General features: G+C 60.1%; 14 protein-coding genes. 5 read left to right on the forward strand and 9 right to left on the reverse strand.

Annotation, left to right across the window (positions count from 1 at the left end):
* Position 1: 1 nt before the first annotated feature.
* The gene (locus tag EOW68_RS11965; protein WP_128225393.1) at positions 2-1,594 is read left to right on the forward strand and encodes an Hvo_1808 family surface protein; all 1,593 of its coding nucleotides are present in this window, start codon (positions 2-4) and stop codon (positions 1,592-1,594) included.
* Positions 1,595-1,640: 46 nt separating this feature from the next.
* Positions 1,641-2,819: a GNAT family N-acetyltransferase gene (locus EOW68_RS11970; RefSeq protein WP_128225394.1), complete on the forward strand. Its 1,179-nt coding sequence runs from the start codon at positions 1,641-1,643 to the stop codon at positions 2,817-2,819.
* Here EOW68_RS11970 and EOW68_RS11975 read toward each other — a convergent pair.
* The 3 genes from EOW68_RS11975 to EOW68_RS11985 are packed head-to-tail and all read right to left on the reverse strand — an operon-like array spanning position 2,816 to position 4,532.
* Positions 2,816-3,001 carry a hypothetical protein gene (locus EOW68_RS11975; RefSeq protein ID WP_128225395.1) on the reverse strand — a complete coding sequence of 62 codons (186 nt, stop codon included), beginning with the start codon at positions 2,999-3,001 and terminating at the stop codon, positions 2,816-2,818. The genes EOW68_RS11970 and EOW68_RS11975 overlap by 4 nt on opposite strands.
* 45 nt (positions 3,002-3,046) lie before the next feature.
* Positions 3,047-4,024: a phosphomevalonate decarboxylase MvaD gene (gene mvaD, locus EOW68_RS11980; protein WP_128225396.1), complete on the reverse strand. Its 978-nt coding sequence runs from the start codon at positions 4,022-4,024 to the stop codon at positions 3,047-3,049.
* Positions 4,025-4,070: 46 nt separating this feature from the next.
* On the reverse strand, positions 4,071-4,532 hold the full coding sequence (locus EOW68_RS11985) for a hypothetical protein (protein WP_128225397.1): 462 nt from the start codon (positions 4,530-4,532) through the stop codon (positions 4,071-4,073).
* Between the two features lie 163 nt (positions 4,533-4,695).
* On the opposite strand from EOW68_RS11985, the gene EOW68_RS11990 reads away from it, so the two are divergent.
* Positions 4,696-5,118: a nuclear transport factor 2 family protein gene (locus EOW68_RS11990; RefSeq protein ID WP_128225398.1), complete on the forward strand. Its 423-nt coding sequence runs from the start codon at positions 4,696-4,698 to the stop codon at positions 5,116-5,118.
* A gap of 11 nt (positions 5,119-5,129) precedes the next feature.
* Here the strand turns inward: EOW68_RS11990 and EOW68_RS11995 are convergent, their stop codons facing one another.
* Genes EOW68_RS11995 through EOW68_RS12020 form a run of 6 tightly spaced genes read right to left on the reverse strand, consistent with a single transcriptional unit; the run spans position 5,130 to position 11,245 of the window.
* Positions 5,130-6,653 (reverse strand): NADH-quinone oxidoreductase subunit N, encoded by a 1,524-nt coding sequence (locus tag EOW68_RS11995; protein WP_128225399.1) that lies wholly within the window; start codon positions 6,651-6,653, stop codon positions 5,130-5,132.
* A complete protein-coding gene (locus tag EOW68_RS12000; protein ID WP_128225400.1) occupies positions 6,650-8,230 on the reverse strand; it encodes a complex I subunit 4 family protein in 1,581 nt (526 codons plus the stop codon). Before EOW68_RS12000 ends, EOW68_RS11995 begins: the two co-directional genes overlap by 4 nt.
* The gene (nuoL, locus tag EOW68_RS12005; RefSeq protein ID WP_128225401.1) at positions 8,231-10,318 is read right to left on the reverse strand and encodes an NADH-quinone oxidoreductase subunit L; all 2,088 of its coding nucleotides are present in this window, start codon (positions 10,316-10,318) and stop codon (positions 8,231-8,233) included. It abuts the gene before it with no gap.
* A 1-nt stretch (position 10,319) separates the two neighbouring features.
* On the reverse strand, positions 10,320-10,625 hold the full coding sequence (gene nuoK / locus EOW68_RS12010; protein WP_128225402.1) for an NADH-quinone oxidoreductase subunit NuoK: 306 nt from the start codon (positions 10,623-10,625) through the stop codon (positions 10,320-10,322).
* Positions 10,626-10,934, reverse strand: a complete 309-nt coding sequence (locus tag EOW68_RS12015; RefSeq protein WP_128225403.1) for a hypothetical protein — start codon at positions 10,932-10,934, stop codon at positions 10,626-10,628.
* Entirely contained in the window at positions 10,931-11,245 is a 315-nt protein-coding gene (locus EOW68_RS12020; protein WP_128225404.1) for an NADH-quinone oxidoreductase subunit J, read from the reverse strand. The genes EOW68_RS12015 and EOW68_RS12020 overlap by 4 nt, the downstream gene beginning before the upstream one ends.
* A 297-nt stretch (positions 11,246-11,542) precedes the next feature.
* Between EOW68_RS12020 and EOW68_RS12025 the strand changes: the two genes are divergently transcribed.
* Positions 11,543-12,631 (forward strand): geranylgeranyl reductase family protein, encoded by a 1,089-nt coding sequence (locus EOW68_RS12025; protein WP_128225405.1) that lies wholly within the window; start codon positions 11,543-11,545, stop codon positions 12,629-12,631.
* 239 nt (positions 12,632-12,870) lie between these two features.
* A complete protein-coding gene (locus tag EOW68_RS12030) occupies positions 12,871-13,368 on the forward strand; it encodes an NAD(P)-binding protein (RefSeq protein ID WP_128225406.1) in 498 nt (165 codons plus the stop codon).
* Positions 13,369-13,462: the final 94 nt, after the last annotated feature.

The raw sequence follows: 13,462 nt of genomic DNA on the forward strand, positions 1-13,462 counted from the left end.
AATGAGTGATGGCAAGCCGCTCCTGGTAATCGGACTGGTCTTTCTGATGATTGCGGGTATCGGTGCCGTCGATTCCACGGCCCTGTCACCCGGTGATCACGACGACCTGTCAGTACCTGGTGAGGCGACCGACGAGCAAGCAGAGCCAACCGACCAGACAGAGCAGGGTGAGGAGATCCAGACACTCGACGACGTGGTCGACTCGTGTGCTGCGACACAGCCGGACGATTTCGCTGATCCGGCGGACGAAAACGGCGTCGTCGGCTTCGTCGATGGCTACTGGTACAACGAGTCGATCGACATCAACGCCTCAGATGGGCTCAACGAGACGGAACTCGAAAAACTCAGTGCACGGGCAGCCGCACGGTTCGAGGCGATGCGCTGTCACGACGCACCGGAAGGGCTTCCGTCGGTCGAGATCCTGACACGCGAGGAGTTCCAGGACGAGCAGTCCGGTCAGTTCGAGAGTATCCCGGCCAGCGAGAGCCAGTTCGACAACGCAAAGCTGGAGACGCTGTTGCTGGTCAGCAGTCAGAACAACTCGATCGACGAACGCGAGCAGAACCGGGGAGCTACTATCGGCGGGAGCTACAACTTCCGGGAGAACGAGATCAGGATCGTCACCGACGATCCGGAGAGTCTGCGGATCAACGAACCAGTCCTCGCCCACGAACTCGGCCACGCAGTCCAGGATCAGCAGTTCAATCTGAGCCAGTACAGCCGCGAGACGTCGGATATGAACAGTGGTATCCTGGGACTCATCGAGGGTGACGTCAGTCTGATCGAAAACAGATACCGGACTGCCTGTGCGGAGGGACTGTGGAACTGCGTCACCGAAGGGGGTGGCGACAGCGGAACTGGAAACGGTGCCAGCGCACAGGAGCCAGCGAACTGGGGGCTGTACTTCACCAACTTCCAGCCCTACAGCGACGGCCCGAACTTCATCCAGCAGATATTCGAGCGAAGTGACGGCTGGGAGGGCGTCAACGACCTCTACGAGGACCCGCCGCAGAGTGCCTTTTATACCGTCAATCCGGGCAGCTACGGAGAGCTCGAACTGGGAGATATCACCGTTCCGGACGAGAGTGCCGATCAGTGGGAGCGTCTGGCCTTCCCCGAAGAGCCGAACTACGACACTGTCGGTATCGCAGGCATCTCTGCGATGTTCAAGACACCGACCTACGAGACTGGCGGGCAGGTCTCGATCTACAGGCCACAGGAAATTCTGAACCTCGACGAAGATGGCGAGGTCGACCGGTTCAACCCGCTCAACTACGACCACCCGGAGACGGAGGGCTGGCGTGACGACAAACTCTACGTCTACACGCACGCCGACACGAACGAAACGGCGACTGCCTGGTCGCTACAGTGGGAGACGGCAGCCGACGCCGAACCGTTCGTGGAGAGTTACCAGCAGATGATCGAATACCGTGGCGGCCAGCCCGTCGAGGGCTCCGACCGGACCTACGAGTTCGGTGCCAACAGCGACTACGAGATGGCGCTGACGATCCAGACGGACGGTGATCGGGTGACTGTGGTCAAAGCACCGACTGTCGAGGAGCTGGACGAGATTCACGGAGTCGAACTGGACTAACGTTCGGAGCCCGTACACTCATTATCGAGGCGGAAGATACCGGCGTATGGTCGAGTTTCGCCCAGTTCCCGCAGGCGACAGAAGACGGTATCGGGAGATTCTACGCTACGCGTTCAGTCCCGAGCGTGGGCCAGTCACCGACCAGCCAGAGACAGCGTGGCCGCCGACGCTGTTCGACCAGCGCGGACTCTACGACGGGGACGAACTCCTCGGTACCTGCAAGCTCTACTACTTCGACGCCCGCCTCCGCGGGGAGTTCCAGAAGATCGGCGGGCTCGGTGCAGTGGCGACAGCACCCGAGCATCGAGGGCAGAGACACAGCCGGGATCTCTGTCGGAGCGCCATCGAGGAGTATCACGACAACGGTGTCGGATTCGTCGCGCTCTGGCCGTTCTCGACATCATTTTACAGGAATCTCGGCTGGGGAGTCGCCCACAAGCGCAAACGATTCGAGTTTCCACCGGCGGCGCTGCCAGAGTACGACGTATCGGGACAGATGCAACCCCTCGATGCGACTGACTGGGAACGGCTCCGTCCCGTCGAGACAGCCGACAGCGAGGGCTTCGGACTGTCGATGCGACGGTCCGAGCAGTGGTGGCACGACCGGACACTGTCGGCCTGGACCGGCGGAACCGATCCCTACATCTACGGCTACGAGCGCGACGGAACCCTGGAAGGCTATCTGGTCTACAGCGTCGACAACGAGGGCACACTCTCTGTCGCCGACATCGCTGCCAGTGACGAGGAGGCTAACCGTGGTATCTTGAATTTCCTGGGTGGACACGGCGCACAGATCGAGACGATCGTCCTGAAGCGCCCGCCCGAGTACAACCTGCTCGATCGAGTCGAACGGCCGAAACAGATCGAGTGTACACTCAGTCCCGGGGCGATGGTCAGACTGACTGCAGTGTCAGCGCTCGAAACACTCTCCTGGCCGGAGATAGATCTCGACTGCACGATCAGTGTCGACGATCCACTGGTCGAGAGAAACGACGGACGGTTCAGCCTCTCGGTGGTGGACGGCGACGCGACAGTGCGGCCCCAGGCGACAGGGGAGCCGGATCTGACCGTCGAGATCGGGACACTCTCGCAGTTGGCCGTCGGAACCCACGGGGTCGAGACGGCCAGTCGACTGGGTGGACTCGATATTCGGACTAAATCACTCTGTGAGCCACTCGCATCTCTGTTCGAACGGCAGCCAGTCTATCTCCAGGAGTTCTTTTAATTCCCTGTTCCGGTATCCGCAAACAGATAGAATCCGACACCCATGCCGATAGCGATCGGTGCTGCAAACACCAGCGACTGCTGGAGACCATCACCGAAAATCAGCCCCAAACCTGTTGCGACGAGAAGTGCAATGAAAAAGGCGACAACTGAACTCCCAGTCCTGGTCTGAACCCCGACCATGTCAACAGATATACGGGCCAGTTAATTTATTCTACTGATACAATCTCAGAACAGCGCTTCGCTCTCGTCGAGCACACGCGCCGGGCCGCCGACCTCCCAGATGCGCGTATCGACGCCACAGTCGGCGATCGCAGCCTCGACTTCCTCGGCGTGTTCGGCAGTGGTGTTGACGTAGACGCTCGCGCCGGTGTCGACAGAGAAGTAGACGGGAAGTCCATCGTCGCGGAGTTCTCGGACGGTGTTGAAAATCTCGATCGTGCGTGGCTGCCAGTAGACCCACCCCGCCGGCCCGGTCATCGTCGTGGCAGCGAGCGAGAGCGTGTCGTGTTCGGCCAGCTCGAAGGCACGGTCGAAGGAGCCCTCGCGGAGCGCATCGCGCATCGTCGCGATCTGTTCGTGGATGTGTGCCAGCCGGGACTCGAACATGTGGCTGTCTGCGGCCTCCTCGTGTGCCTGCTCGGTTTCCTTGTAGGAGGGAACCATGCCGGCGACGATCCGCAGGTCGTCTTCGAGTTCGTCCGGCACTGGAATCCGCTTCGATCGGCAGTCGTCGTCGTTCAGCCCGGTGTAGAGATGTGAGAACGCGCCCGTCACGGCGCGGGCGGCCGACGACGACCCTCGGCGGGCAACTGTCGAGATCTCCGGCCGGCTCATCTCCAGCCCGGCAGCCTCGACAAGTGCCGTCGCTGCGGCCGCGAATCCGGACGAGGAGGAGCCAAAGCCGATATTCGTCGGGAAGGAGTTCTCGGATTCGAACCGGACGCGGTCGTCGATGCCGGCCAGCTCGCGGACGTGGTCGGCGACCATCTCGATCCGTTCTGCACCGCGGCCGTCGACCGCTTCGCCGTCGATCCGATACAGATCCTCGTTCAGGTCGGGATCGAACTCGACGGTGGTTTTGGTGTGACTCGGTGCGGTACAGACGCTGATCGAATCGTGGTAGGGGAGTCGCAGTTGCTCGTCGCGCATCCCGTGGTATTTGATGAGTCCCTGTATCGGGTGGGCTTTGGCTGTCGCTTTCATACGATCAGCAAATCAGCGTCGGTACTTGGCAGTTTTGAACCGTCGACTAGACGACGAGCCTCCAATCACCATCCTCGATTGCGAGAAAGTGACGCACCTGCTGCTCCTGTGACTCCTCACCGAGCGAGAGCGTGATCTGTCCCTCCACGACCGCGTTCTCGGCCTCCGCAAAGGTGGAGATAGTGTCGCTGTCGACATCGATTCCAGAGAGTTCCGTTTCGACACCGCTTTGATCGAGACTCTCCTCGACAACGTCGACATCGACACTATCGACCGAGATGTTGCCTTCTGTCTCCTGGGGTTCCTCGACTGGACGGATCGGCGACTGGCTATGAAGAATCGTATCGACCGCATCCAGATCCTGCTCGGTGATCGCTTCGTGCCACGCTTCGACCGCCTCGACGGGGCTATCGAGCGTCAGCTCGTCGTCACCGCCCAGTATCGAACAGCCTGCCAGACTGACTATCGCCGTTGCACCGACTGCTGCAAGTAGTTGTCTCCGTTGCATCAGTTACTACCCGGGGTCCATCGGTAATATGGATACTGGCATCTGTGAAAGAATACCAAACGGTATCCAGATTGTAACCCAAGAGAAGCCCCACTGGCGCGTCGGTCGTTGTGTTAGAACCATATCACAATTACTATGTATGAGTTTAGTAAACGTGAGTATCATGCAACGGAGGGAGTATTTGGCAGGAGTCGTCGCTGCAAGTAGCCTCGCGATCGCAGGATGTGGCGGATCGGACAGCAGCGGGCCCACAGGCGTCGTCGAAGAGTTCGCGAGCGCACTCAACGACGGTGACGGTGAGCGGGCACGGAGCCTGTATCACCAAGACTCTCCCGGTACACCACCCCAGAATATCAGGCAGTTCGAAAGTGTGGAGTACTCGGTCGAAAACGCCGAGACCGTCGATACTGACAGCGGCTACAGTGCAGACGAGTACGACACAGTCGACGAGTTCCAGGTCGTCGAGGCTGAAATCTCGATCTCCGGAGAAGTGGCCGGGCAGGAAGTCGACCAGTCGACGACGAGCCGGATAATCGTCGCGCAAAACAGTGACGGCGAGTGGAAGATCTGGCAAGGCCAGCAGTAGCTGACTCGTTTCTACGCGACCATTCCAGCTGCAGTCTCGGCAAACTCGACAACAACACCGAAGCCCGGGAGCAGTAGCACTGTCATGATTGCGGCGAGGACGATCGCTGCGTACAGCCCGGTCGGGTACTGTGTGATCTCCAGTTCACCGGCTGGCTCTTCGACCCAGAGCGCTTTGACGATCCCGGTGTAATAAAACAGCGAGACGACGCTGTTCGCGACGAGTGCGATCCCGAGCAGCGCAACCTCGCCTTCGATCGAGACCCACAGCAGGTAGAACTTCGAGAGGAAGCCGCCACCGAGTGGGAGTCCTGCAAGGGAGAACAGGAAGATAGTCATCGCCCCGCAGGCGACGGGCGCCTGTCGGCCGAGCCCGTAGAAATCCTCGATCTGTCGGCCGATATCCCAGTACTCCGTCAGTGCGATGAAAAGGAATGCACCGGTGTTCATGAAGCCATAGACCATGAGGTGTGCCAGTCCGGAACCGAGCACGAAGGCCCCATCAGCGCCGCCAGTCAGTGCCGCGAGCGCGATCAACACGTAGCCCGCGTGTGCGACCGAGGAGTAGGCCAGAATCCGTTTGACCTTGGTCTGTTTGAGCGCGGCGAAGTTCGCGACGGTCATCGTCACGATGGCGAGGATCTGGAAGGCGATCACCCAGTCGATCGCATCCGTCACTTCGCTGTAGCTGAACACGTCGACGAAGATCCGAAAGGCGAGCACGAAGCCGGCCGCCTTCGAGGCCGAGGAGATGAACGCCGAGATCGGTGCCGGCGCGCCCTCGTACGCATCGGGCGCCCAGAAGTGGAACGGGACAGCCGCAATCTTGAATCCGACGCCGCCGATGATCATCAACACACCCAGGCCCAGTAGTCCGGAAAGCTCACCGACGCCACCGTTTTCGAACACTGCGGTGACGGCGTCGAACTGCAGCGAACCCGTCGTCACGTAGATCAGCGAGATACCGTAGATGAAGATGGCCGACGAGAGCGCTCCGATCAGGAAGTACTTCAGTCCAGCCTCGGCGCTTCCTTTGTTGGTTTTCAGCGATGCCACGAGGGCGTAGGATGGTAGCGAGACCAGTTCGATGCTGATGAGTGCGGTCACGAAGCTGTTGGCGAAGGTGACCATCACCATCCCGGTCGCCGCGAGCAAGACCAGCGAGTAGTACTCCGACTGGTTCGGGAGATCTTTGAGGTACTCGTAGCTCGCGAGGACGACCATGAGGACGACGCTCGTGATGATCGCCGCGAAAAACAGTGACAGTCCGTCGACGACCAGACTCCCCCCGAACAGTTCGATCGCACCGTTGGCGTCGAGATCACCAGCCCCTGGTTGGCCGGTGCCGGAGAGGAGATACCAGATCGTCGTTCCGAGCGCGAGAAGTGCACCCGTCACCGAGACGCCCGAGAGCATCACGCTGTTTTGTTCGTCGGGCGCGACCATATCGACGAGGAGGACGACGAAGGCAGTCCCAAGCAGTATCAGCGCCGGTGCAGTAGCCGCCCAGTCGGGGAGTGTTCCGAGTGAACTCATAGCAACTCACCTCCGATCTCTGAGAGAGAATCGGTAGACACGATCAGACTCTCGCCAGCACTGTCGACGATCGGTGCAACGGCGTCCTGGATCACCTCGTAGATGAGATCCGGCTGGACACCGAGCAAGATCACGAGTCCGAGCAACACCGCGAGCGGTGCGATGTCGTGGAGCGGAGCACGGCCGACCTCGTAGTCGGTTTCGAGTTCGAACGGCCCGAACAGTGTCCGCTGCATCGCCCAGAGCAGATAGCCCGCGACGAGGACGATACCGAACATCGCACCGGCAGTAAACAGCGGCGCGCCTGCGATGACCGTCGACTCGAAGGCACCGATGAAGACCAGCACCTCTGCGACGAAGCCGCTCATCAGTGGCAGCCCCATGTAGCCGAAGGCACCGGCGACGAAGATCCAGGCCGTAATCGGCATCCGATCTGCAAGTCCGCCCATATCACCGACCATTCGCGTGTGGGTTGTGTTGTAGAGGACGCCGACGGTCATGAACATCAGCCCCGAGATCAGCCCGTGGCTGACCATCTGGAAGGTCGCGCCACCCATCCCGTGGGGTGTGAACGCGACCAGGCCGATGATCACGTAGCCCATCGAGGAGATGGAGGAGTAGGCGACGATGCGCTTGAGATCGCTCTGGGCCATCGCCAGCATCGCGCCGTAGAGGACGCTGATCAGTCCGACCGCAGCGAGTATCTCAGCGAAGTCGGCGGCCACGTCAGGCAGCATCGTGAAGTTGAACCGAAGCAGGGCGTAGGTCCCCATCTTCAGCAACACGCCGGCAAGCATCACCGAAACCGGTGTGGGAGCCTGAACGTGGGCGTCCGGCAGCCAGGTGTGGAAGGGTACCACTGGCACCTTGACCGCGAAGCCGAGGAACAGGAGCAGGAAGGCCACGACTCGGAGGGTGTCGGCCTCGATGCCGGCGAAACTGCCGAGTTCACCGGCTTCCAGCGCCTGCGTGATCGCCGGCAGGGAGATTTCGGTTAGCGAGCCACCCAGTCCGAGTACGAGGACGAACAGGCCGACGAACATCACGAGCGAGGCCAGGTTCGTATACAGGAGGAACTTCGTTCCGGCGTACTTCCGGCGTGGGCCACCCCACACCGAGATCAGGAAGTACATCGGGATGAGCACGCCCTCCCAGAAGACGAACCAGAGGAAGAAATCCAGCGCGGTGAAGACGCCGATCAGGGCCGTCTCCATCACCAGCATCAGGCCGAAAAACTGCGACTGGCGCTCGTCGATCGGCGTCCACGAGGAGACCATCGCGAGCGTCGTCAACACGACTGTCAACGCGAGCAGCGGGAAGCTCACGCCGTCGACACCGACCTGCCACTGGATCGTGTACTGACCGAGTGCGAACCACTCTATCGTCGAGGCGAAGGCAGGTTCGCCGCCAGCCCTGAGCGCATTTCCGGCCGCATCGAACTGTGTCCACATCACGGCGACGATGCCGAGCGGTAACAGACTCAACGCCGTCGCCAGTTTCGGCGCGATCCGGTCGGGGGCCATGAACACCACGAGTGCGCTGGCGAGCGTGACCGCGACGAGAAGTTCGATCAGCATCTAGATCCACCCCCCGACGAGTGCGAAGATAAGTACGAGCAACAGGAATCCCAGCGTGAGCAAGGCAGCGTAGTTGGTCACCACACCACTCTGTATCCGCCGGAACCGCTCACCGGCAAAGAGACTCACGCCGCCGGTTCCATCGACGAGCCCGTCGATGATGCCCTGATCGAATTTGTTCGCAACCTTCGCGATCGGAAGCGTTACACCGGTCGCAAGCCAGACCTGATACTCGTCCTGATAGTAGTTGTTCATAAGTAGTGTCCGCAGACCGCCGAGTTTCGTCATCACCGGGTCGACATCCGGCCCGCGGAAGAGATACCACGCGCCGATCACCGGAACCACCGCGAGCACCGTCGCGAGCGCGCCGGGGCCGAGCGGACTCAGCCCCGCGACCTCGTAGCCGGCCGCGAAGTTGGATTCGAGCACCTCCGCGTAGTGGTGGGCCGACAGTCCTGCCGCGTCGAGATCTGCATCCATCGTCACGCCGTCGAGAAACTCGTGCAAGAAGAGGTTCTCCTCGCCGATGATGTCCTTGAGCACGCCCATGTTGAGGAAGCCTGCAACGACCGAGAGGACACCCAGCACGGCGAGTGGGAACTTCACGTTCCAGCGGACCGGTTCCGGATCTTCGGCCAGTTCGGACCGGGGCTCACCGTGGAAGGTCAAAAAGACCATCCGGAAGGTGTAGAAGCCGGTGAGGACGACCGCCAGCGCGCCGAAGGTGTAGGCGACGAGCAGGACCGGCGACCCGCCGAGTCCGTGCACCAGTGTCTCGTAGAGCACCTCGTCTTTGGACCAGAAGCCCGCAAAGGGGAAGATACCCGCGAGCGCGAGCGACCCTGCGAGGAAGGTCAGATAGGTGACCCGCATCTCCGAACGCAGGCCGCCCATCTCCCACATGTTCTCCTTGTGGTGCATCGCGATGATCACCGAGCCAGCACCCAGGAAGAGCAGCGCCTTGAAGATGGCGTGTGTCGTCAGGTGGAAGACCGCAGCCACGTAGCCACCGCCACCGAGTGCGAGCATCATATAGCCGTACTGCGAAATCGTCGAGTAGGCGAGCACCTGCTTGAGTTCCTGTTTGACCAGCGCCATCGTCGCCGCGAAGAAGGCCGTGAAGCCACCGACGAGTGCGATAATCGAGAGCGCCGTCGGCGAGAGCACGTAGAAGCCGTACATCCGGGCGACTAGGTAGACACCAGCCGCGACCATCGTCGCAGCGTGGATGAGCGCCGAGACGGGCGTCGGACCTTCCATCGCGTCCGGCAGCCAGGTGTGGAACGGGAACTGGGCAGATTTCCCGAGCACACCACCGAGGACGAGCAGACCGATCACGGTGATCCAGGCCTGTTCACCGAAGCCGAGGAACGTCGTCATCCCCTCGGTTGCACCCGTTTCGAGCGCCTCCGTGGCGATCGTGACGAAGGATTCGGAGCCAGCGAACTGCGCCGTGCCGAAGGTGCCGAGTACCGCCACGACACCGATGAGGAAGAAGTAATCCCCGAACCGCGTGACGAGGAAGGCCTTCTTCGCGGCACTCGGCGGGCCGGCCTCGCGGAACCAGAAGCCGATCAGGATGAACGAGCAGAGCCCGACGAGTTCGAAGAAGACGAAAGACATCAGCAGGTTGTCACTGAAGACGAAAGCCATCATCGAGAACGTGAACAGGGAGAGACCAGCGTAGTATCTTGGGAGGTCGATCTCTCCCTCGTCGTTCATATAGCCGAGCGAGAAGATGTGGACGAGGAAGGAGATCAACGAGACGATCGTCAGCATCAGGATTGCGAGTGGGTCGATCAGAATACCGAACGTAAGCGTGACCCCCTCACCTGCGACACCCTCGACAAATGTCAGGAGTGTCTCGTGGCGTGGGCCCGCTCCGGTCGCGATGTCAGCGACACCCCAGAGAGAGACAAGCAAGGCGCCACCTGTCGCAGCGATCCCCGGGATCGCACCCTTCAGCGGGAGGTAGCTCCCGAAGAAGACGATGATGATGAAAGTCAGGAGTGGGAACAAAGCAGTCAGTTCCGCGGCTTCGATCCCCGGTCCGAACAGTGGGACGCCGGCAGCGAGTGCTCCGACCATCTTACCACCTCATCGTCGCTGCTTCTGTGACGTCGATGTTGTCGAAGTTGCGGTTCACCGTGAGGATGATCCCGATCCCGATCGCGACCTCGGCGGCCGCGAGTGCGATCACGATCAGCGCGAACAGCTGACCCGTCAGGTTCCCCCAGTACAGCGAGAACGCGACCAGATTGATGTTGGCCGCATTCAACAGGAGTTCGACCGACATCAGGAACATGAGGGCGTTGCGCTGGGTCAGGATCCCGAACAGCCCGATAGAGAAGATAGCTGCGGAGAGAAACAGATACCACTCGATGGAGACAGCCATCTAGTTCTCACCTCCGTTGTCACGCTTTGCGAGCATCAACGCACCGTCGAGAGCGGCATCGAGCAGCACTGCGACGAGCAAGAGCGCGACGAGGAAATCTTCGGTCCCGTCGATCGTCCCTTCGCCCGGGACACCGATCAGCGCGTAGCCGATATCCTCGACGATACTGATCCCGCCTTCGGTAAAGCCCGCAATCGATCCGAACTCTGCCGAGAAGATGATCGCGGTGAAGAGAGCGAATACACCGACAGCGATCAGCCCCGGGAGGAGACTCCTGTCGATATCGATCAGTTCCGGACGGGTCGTCATCGACTCACCTCCGCGACGGTCCCGTCTGATTCCTCGGTTGCCAGGCTCCCTCCCTCGGTTTCGTCGGGTTCCTCCTCGCGTGTGAGCATCACCGCAAATGTAAGCAACACGAGTACACCGCCGATGTACACGAGCACCTGTATGACGGCGATGAACTCTGCAGTCAGCATGACGTAGTGTGCCGCCACGCTCGTCAGGGCGACACCGAGCAGCAACGCCGCGTGCCACACATCGCGGACGAGAACGACACCCAGGCTGCTCGCGATCGTGATAAATGCAAACAACCCGAATGCAAGTTGCTCTAGTACCATTATCTGATGATGCACACGGCGTGCTTTTGAAAATTCCCATTTGAACCAGAGGCTGTCGTGTTCGAAAAGATATATTCGAGCAGTCTGTTGAGGCTTTTGGCAGTCGAAGAGAGCATACTGTATTGCCAACTGCCACCCTCCTATACGTTTGTGCTTGGGCAACCCCTGGAACGTGCTTACTCGCGAGCGAGAAACTGGGAAAGTACCGACCTATCGGAATATATTGCCGCTGAAAGCGGTAAACAGTGTATAACCTATAACCGTGAGTGATTTGGTACTGGCAGTGAACTAACTGATATGTACGATTTCGTCGTCGTCGGGGGTGGCCCCGCAGGCTCGCGGTTCGCCCGCCGGGTCGCCGAGCAAGGGTTCGATGTCGTCGTCTTCGAGCAGGGGTCGGTCGGCAAACCGCTCGCCTGCTCGGGTCACGTCAGTACGGACATCTGGGAGTTCGTCCCGGAGAGCGCCCACGAGCGACTGAGGCAAAACGAGATCCGCGGCGCGCGCTTTCACACGGGCGGACCGGACAGCGAGGCCCACCGGTTTTACAAAGACGGTGTCGTCTCGAACGTGATCGACCGCGTCGAACTCGACCGGACGCTCGCCCGAGCCGCCGAAGATGCAGGTGCCGAAGTCAGGGAAAATCACACCGTCGTCGGACTCACGGAGTCACGAGACGCCGTCACCGTCGAGGTTCGGGGGCCCGACGGCCTCGAAACCCACCAGGGTCGAATCGTGGCGGGTTGTGACGGCCCCAACTCCCGCGTACGCGGCGAGGTCGGGCTTCCCGACCCCGACGAGTTGCTCCACGGCGTGCTCGGCTTCGATCCCGAGCCCGACCACCAGGATTTCGTCGACGTCCACCTCACCATCCCGGAGTTTTTCGCCTGGCGGATTCCACGCGGGGACGCCGGTGTCGAGTACGGGCTGGCGATGGCACCCAGCGAGGACGTCAACGAACGGTACGAGAAGTTCACAGCCGGCTACGGGGCCGAGACGGATCGCCGGTGTTCGGGACTGATCCCGATCGGACCGCCAGAACAGACCCACACCGGCCGTGTCCTCCTGATCGGCGATGCAGCGGGCCAGAACAAACCCTTTACTGGCGGCGGAATCATCTACGGGATGACCGCGGCCGATATCGCCGCCCGCGTCGTCGATCCAGCCGATCCCGACACGCTCGAAATCTACGAACGCGAGTGGCGCGACGAACTGGAACGGGAGATTACGATCGGCCACCTGCTCCGGAAGGGGTACTCGATTCCGGAAGGAATTCAGGAGAAAGCGATGTCACTGTTCGAAGGTGAAATCGGAGTCCACATGGATCGGCCCACTTCGTTGTTTTCAGGAGAGCAGTTGCGGGCGATGTTGTCCCGTGGAAAGTAGGCCTGCAGCGTTACTCACGAAAATTAGCACAGCTGTTCATTATTCATGCAGTGGCGATCTTCCAACATGTTGAAATCAGCGTGGGAGATGTAGAGAGTCTATTCAGCTCGGCCTTTGAAAACGGTCACAGATTGAGTGTTTCAACTAGGCCTCGTTATTCACGTTTCTGTGCCGTTTCCGTTAAATTATAATATATATTCATCCAAACAATTAATTCTTAACAAAACCTACATAAATCGATGTCTTCACACACAATCGGTATTATAGGGTCAGGAATCGCCGGCTGTTCGATGGCGTATCAAGTGGGAACGCAGTCCGAAGAGCCCGCAGAAATCGTGGTTCTGGAGCGTGCCCCAGAGATTGGGGGGCGAATCAAATTACTTTCCGTTGGTGGCCACTCTGTCAACGCGGGGGGAAAGTACATCCACTCGTCAAACGAGCAGTTGCTGGGACTGGCGAACACGCTCGGTTTGAAACTGTCGCGGCCGATCAAACCCGAACAGGGGCCGAGTGGGATTTGGAACGGACACCGATTCGTTATCCGAACAGACGGCTCTGCGTGGCAGACGAATGTATCTCTGTTTAGACGGTACGGCCTCTCTATTCTGAGAATTCACCGAGTGACACAGGCGTTCTTACGCCGGTTTAGACGCGCGTATCGTCCCCCGGTTTCGACGACCGGATTCGAAACCCCGACGGATCTGCATCCGTCTTTAGCTAAGCTCAGAACGTCGTGACAGTGGCGGCTTTTCGGGACTTCTTTTCGACAGGAATGAGGAGGCAACGGCTGTGTACACTGAAGCCTCCTCAGACGTAATTGAACAGCGGCTT

Origin of the sequence: Halovenus amylolytica (genome assembly GCA_004015825.1) — an archaeon.
GTDB lineage: Archaea > Halobacteriota > Halobacteria > Halobacteriales > Haloarculaceae > Halovenus > Halovenus amylolytica.

Excerpts from the sequence above, each read along its gene's own strand:
- EOW68_RS11990 (WP_128225398.1), top strand. The coding sequence starts at position 4,696 with ATGCAACGGAGGGAGTATTTGGCAGGAGTCGTCGCTGCAAGTAGCCTC.
- EOW68_RS12015 (WP_128225403.1), bottom strand. The coding sequence starts at position 10,934 with ATGACGACCCGTCCGGAACTGATCGATATCGACAGGAGTCTCCTCCCG.
- EOW68_RS12025 (WP_128225405.1), top strand. The coding sequence starts at position 11,543 with ATGTACGATTTCGTCGTCGTCGGGGGTGGCCCCGCAGGCTCGCGGTTC.
- EOW68_RS12030 (WP_128225406.1), top strand. The coding sequence starts at position 12,871 with ATGTCTTCACACACAATCGGTATTATAGGGTCAGGAATCGCCGGCTGT.
- EOW68_RS11965 (WP_128225393.1), top strand. The coding sequence starts at position 2 with ATGAGTGATGGCAAGCCGCTCCTGGTAATCGGACTGGTCTTTCTGATG.
- EOW68_RS11985 (WP_128225397.1), bottom strand. The coding sequence starts at position 4,532 with ATGCAACGGAGACAACTACTTGCAGCAGTCGGTGCAACGGCGATAGTC.
- nuoL (WP_128225401.1), bottom strand. The coding sequence starts at position 10,318 with ATGGTCGGAGCACTCGCTGCCGGCGTCCCACTGTTCGGACCGGGGATC.
- EOW68_RS12020 (WP_128225404.1), bottom strand. The coding sequence starts at position 11,245 with ATGGTACTAGAGCAACTTGCATTCGGGTTGTTTGCATTTATCACGATC.
- EOW68_RS11970 (WP_128225394.1), top strand. The coding sequence starts at position 1,641 with ATGGTCGAGTTTCGCCCAGTTCCCGCAGGCGACAGAAGACGGTATCGG.
- nuoK (WP_128225402.1), bottom strand. The coding sequence starts at position 10,625 with ATGGCTGTCTCCATCGAGTGGTATCTGTTTCTCTCCGCAGCTATCTTC.
- EOW68_RS12000 (WP_128225400.1), bottom strand. The coding sequence starts at position 8,230 with ATGCTGATCGAACTTCTCGTCGCGGTCACGCTCGCCAGCGCACTCGTG.
- mvaD (WP_128225396.1), bottom strand. The coding sequence starts at position 4,024 with ATGAAAGCGACAGCCAAAGCCCACCCGATACAGGGACTCATCAAATAC.
- EOW68_RS11995 (WP_128225399.1), bottom strand. The coding sequence starts at position 6,653 with ATGAGTTCACTCGGAACACTCCCCGACTGGGCGGCTACTGCACCGGCG.
- EOW68_RS11975 (WP_128225395.1), bottom strand. The coding sequence starts at position 3,001 with ATGGTCGGGGTTCAGACCAGGACTGGGAGTTCAGTTGTCGCCTTTTTC.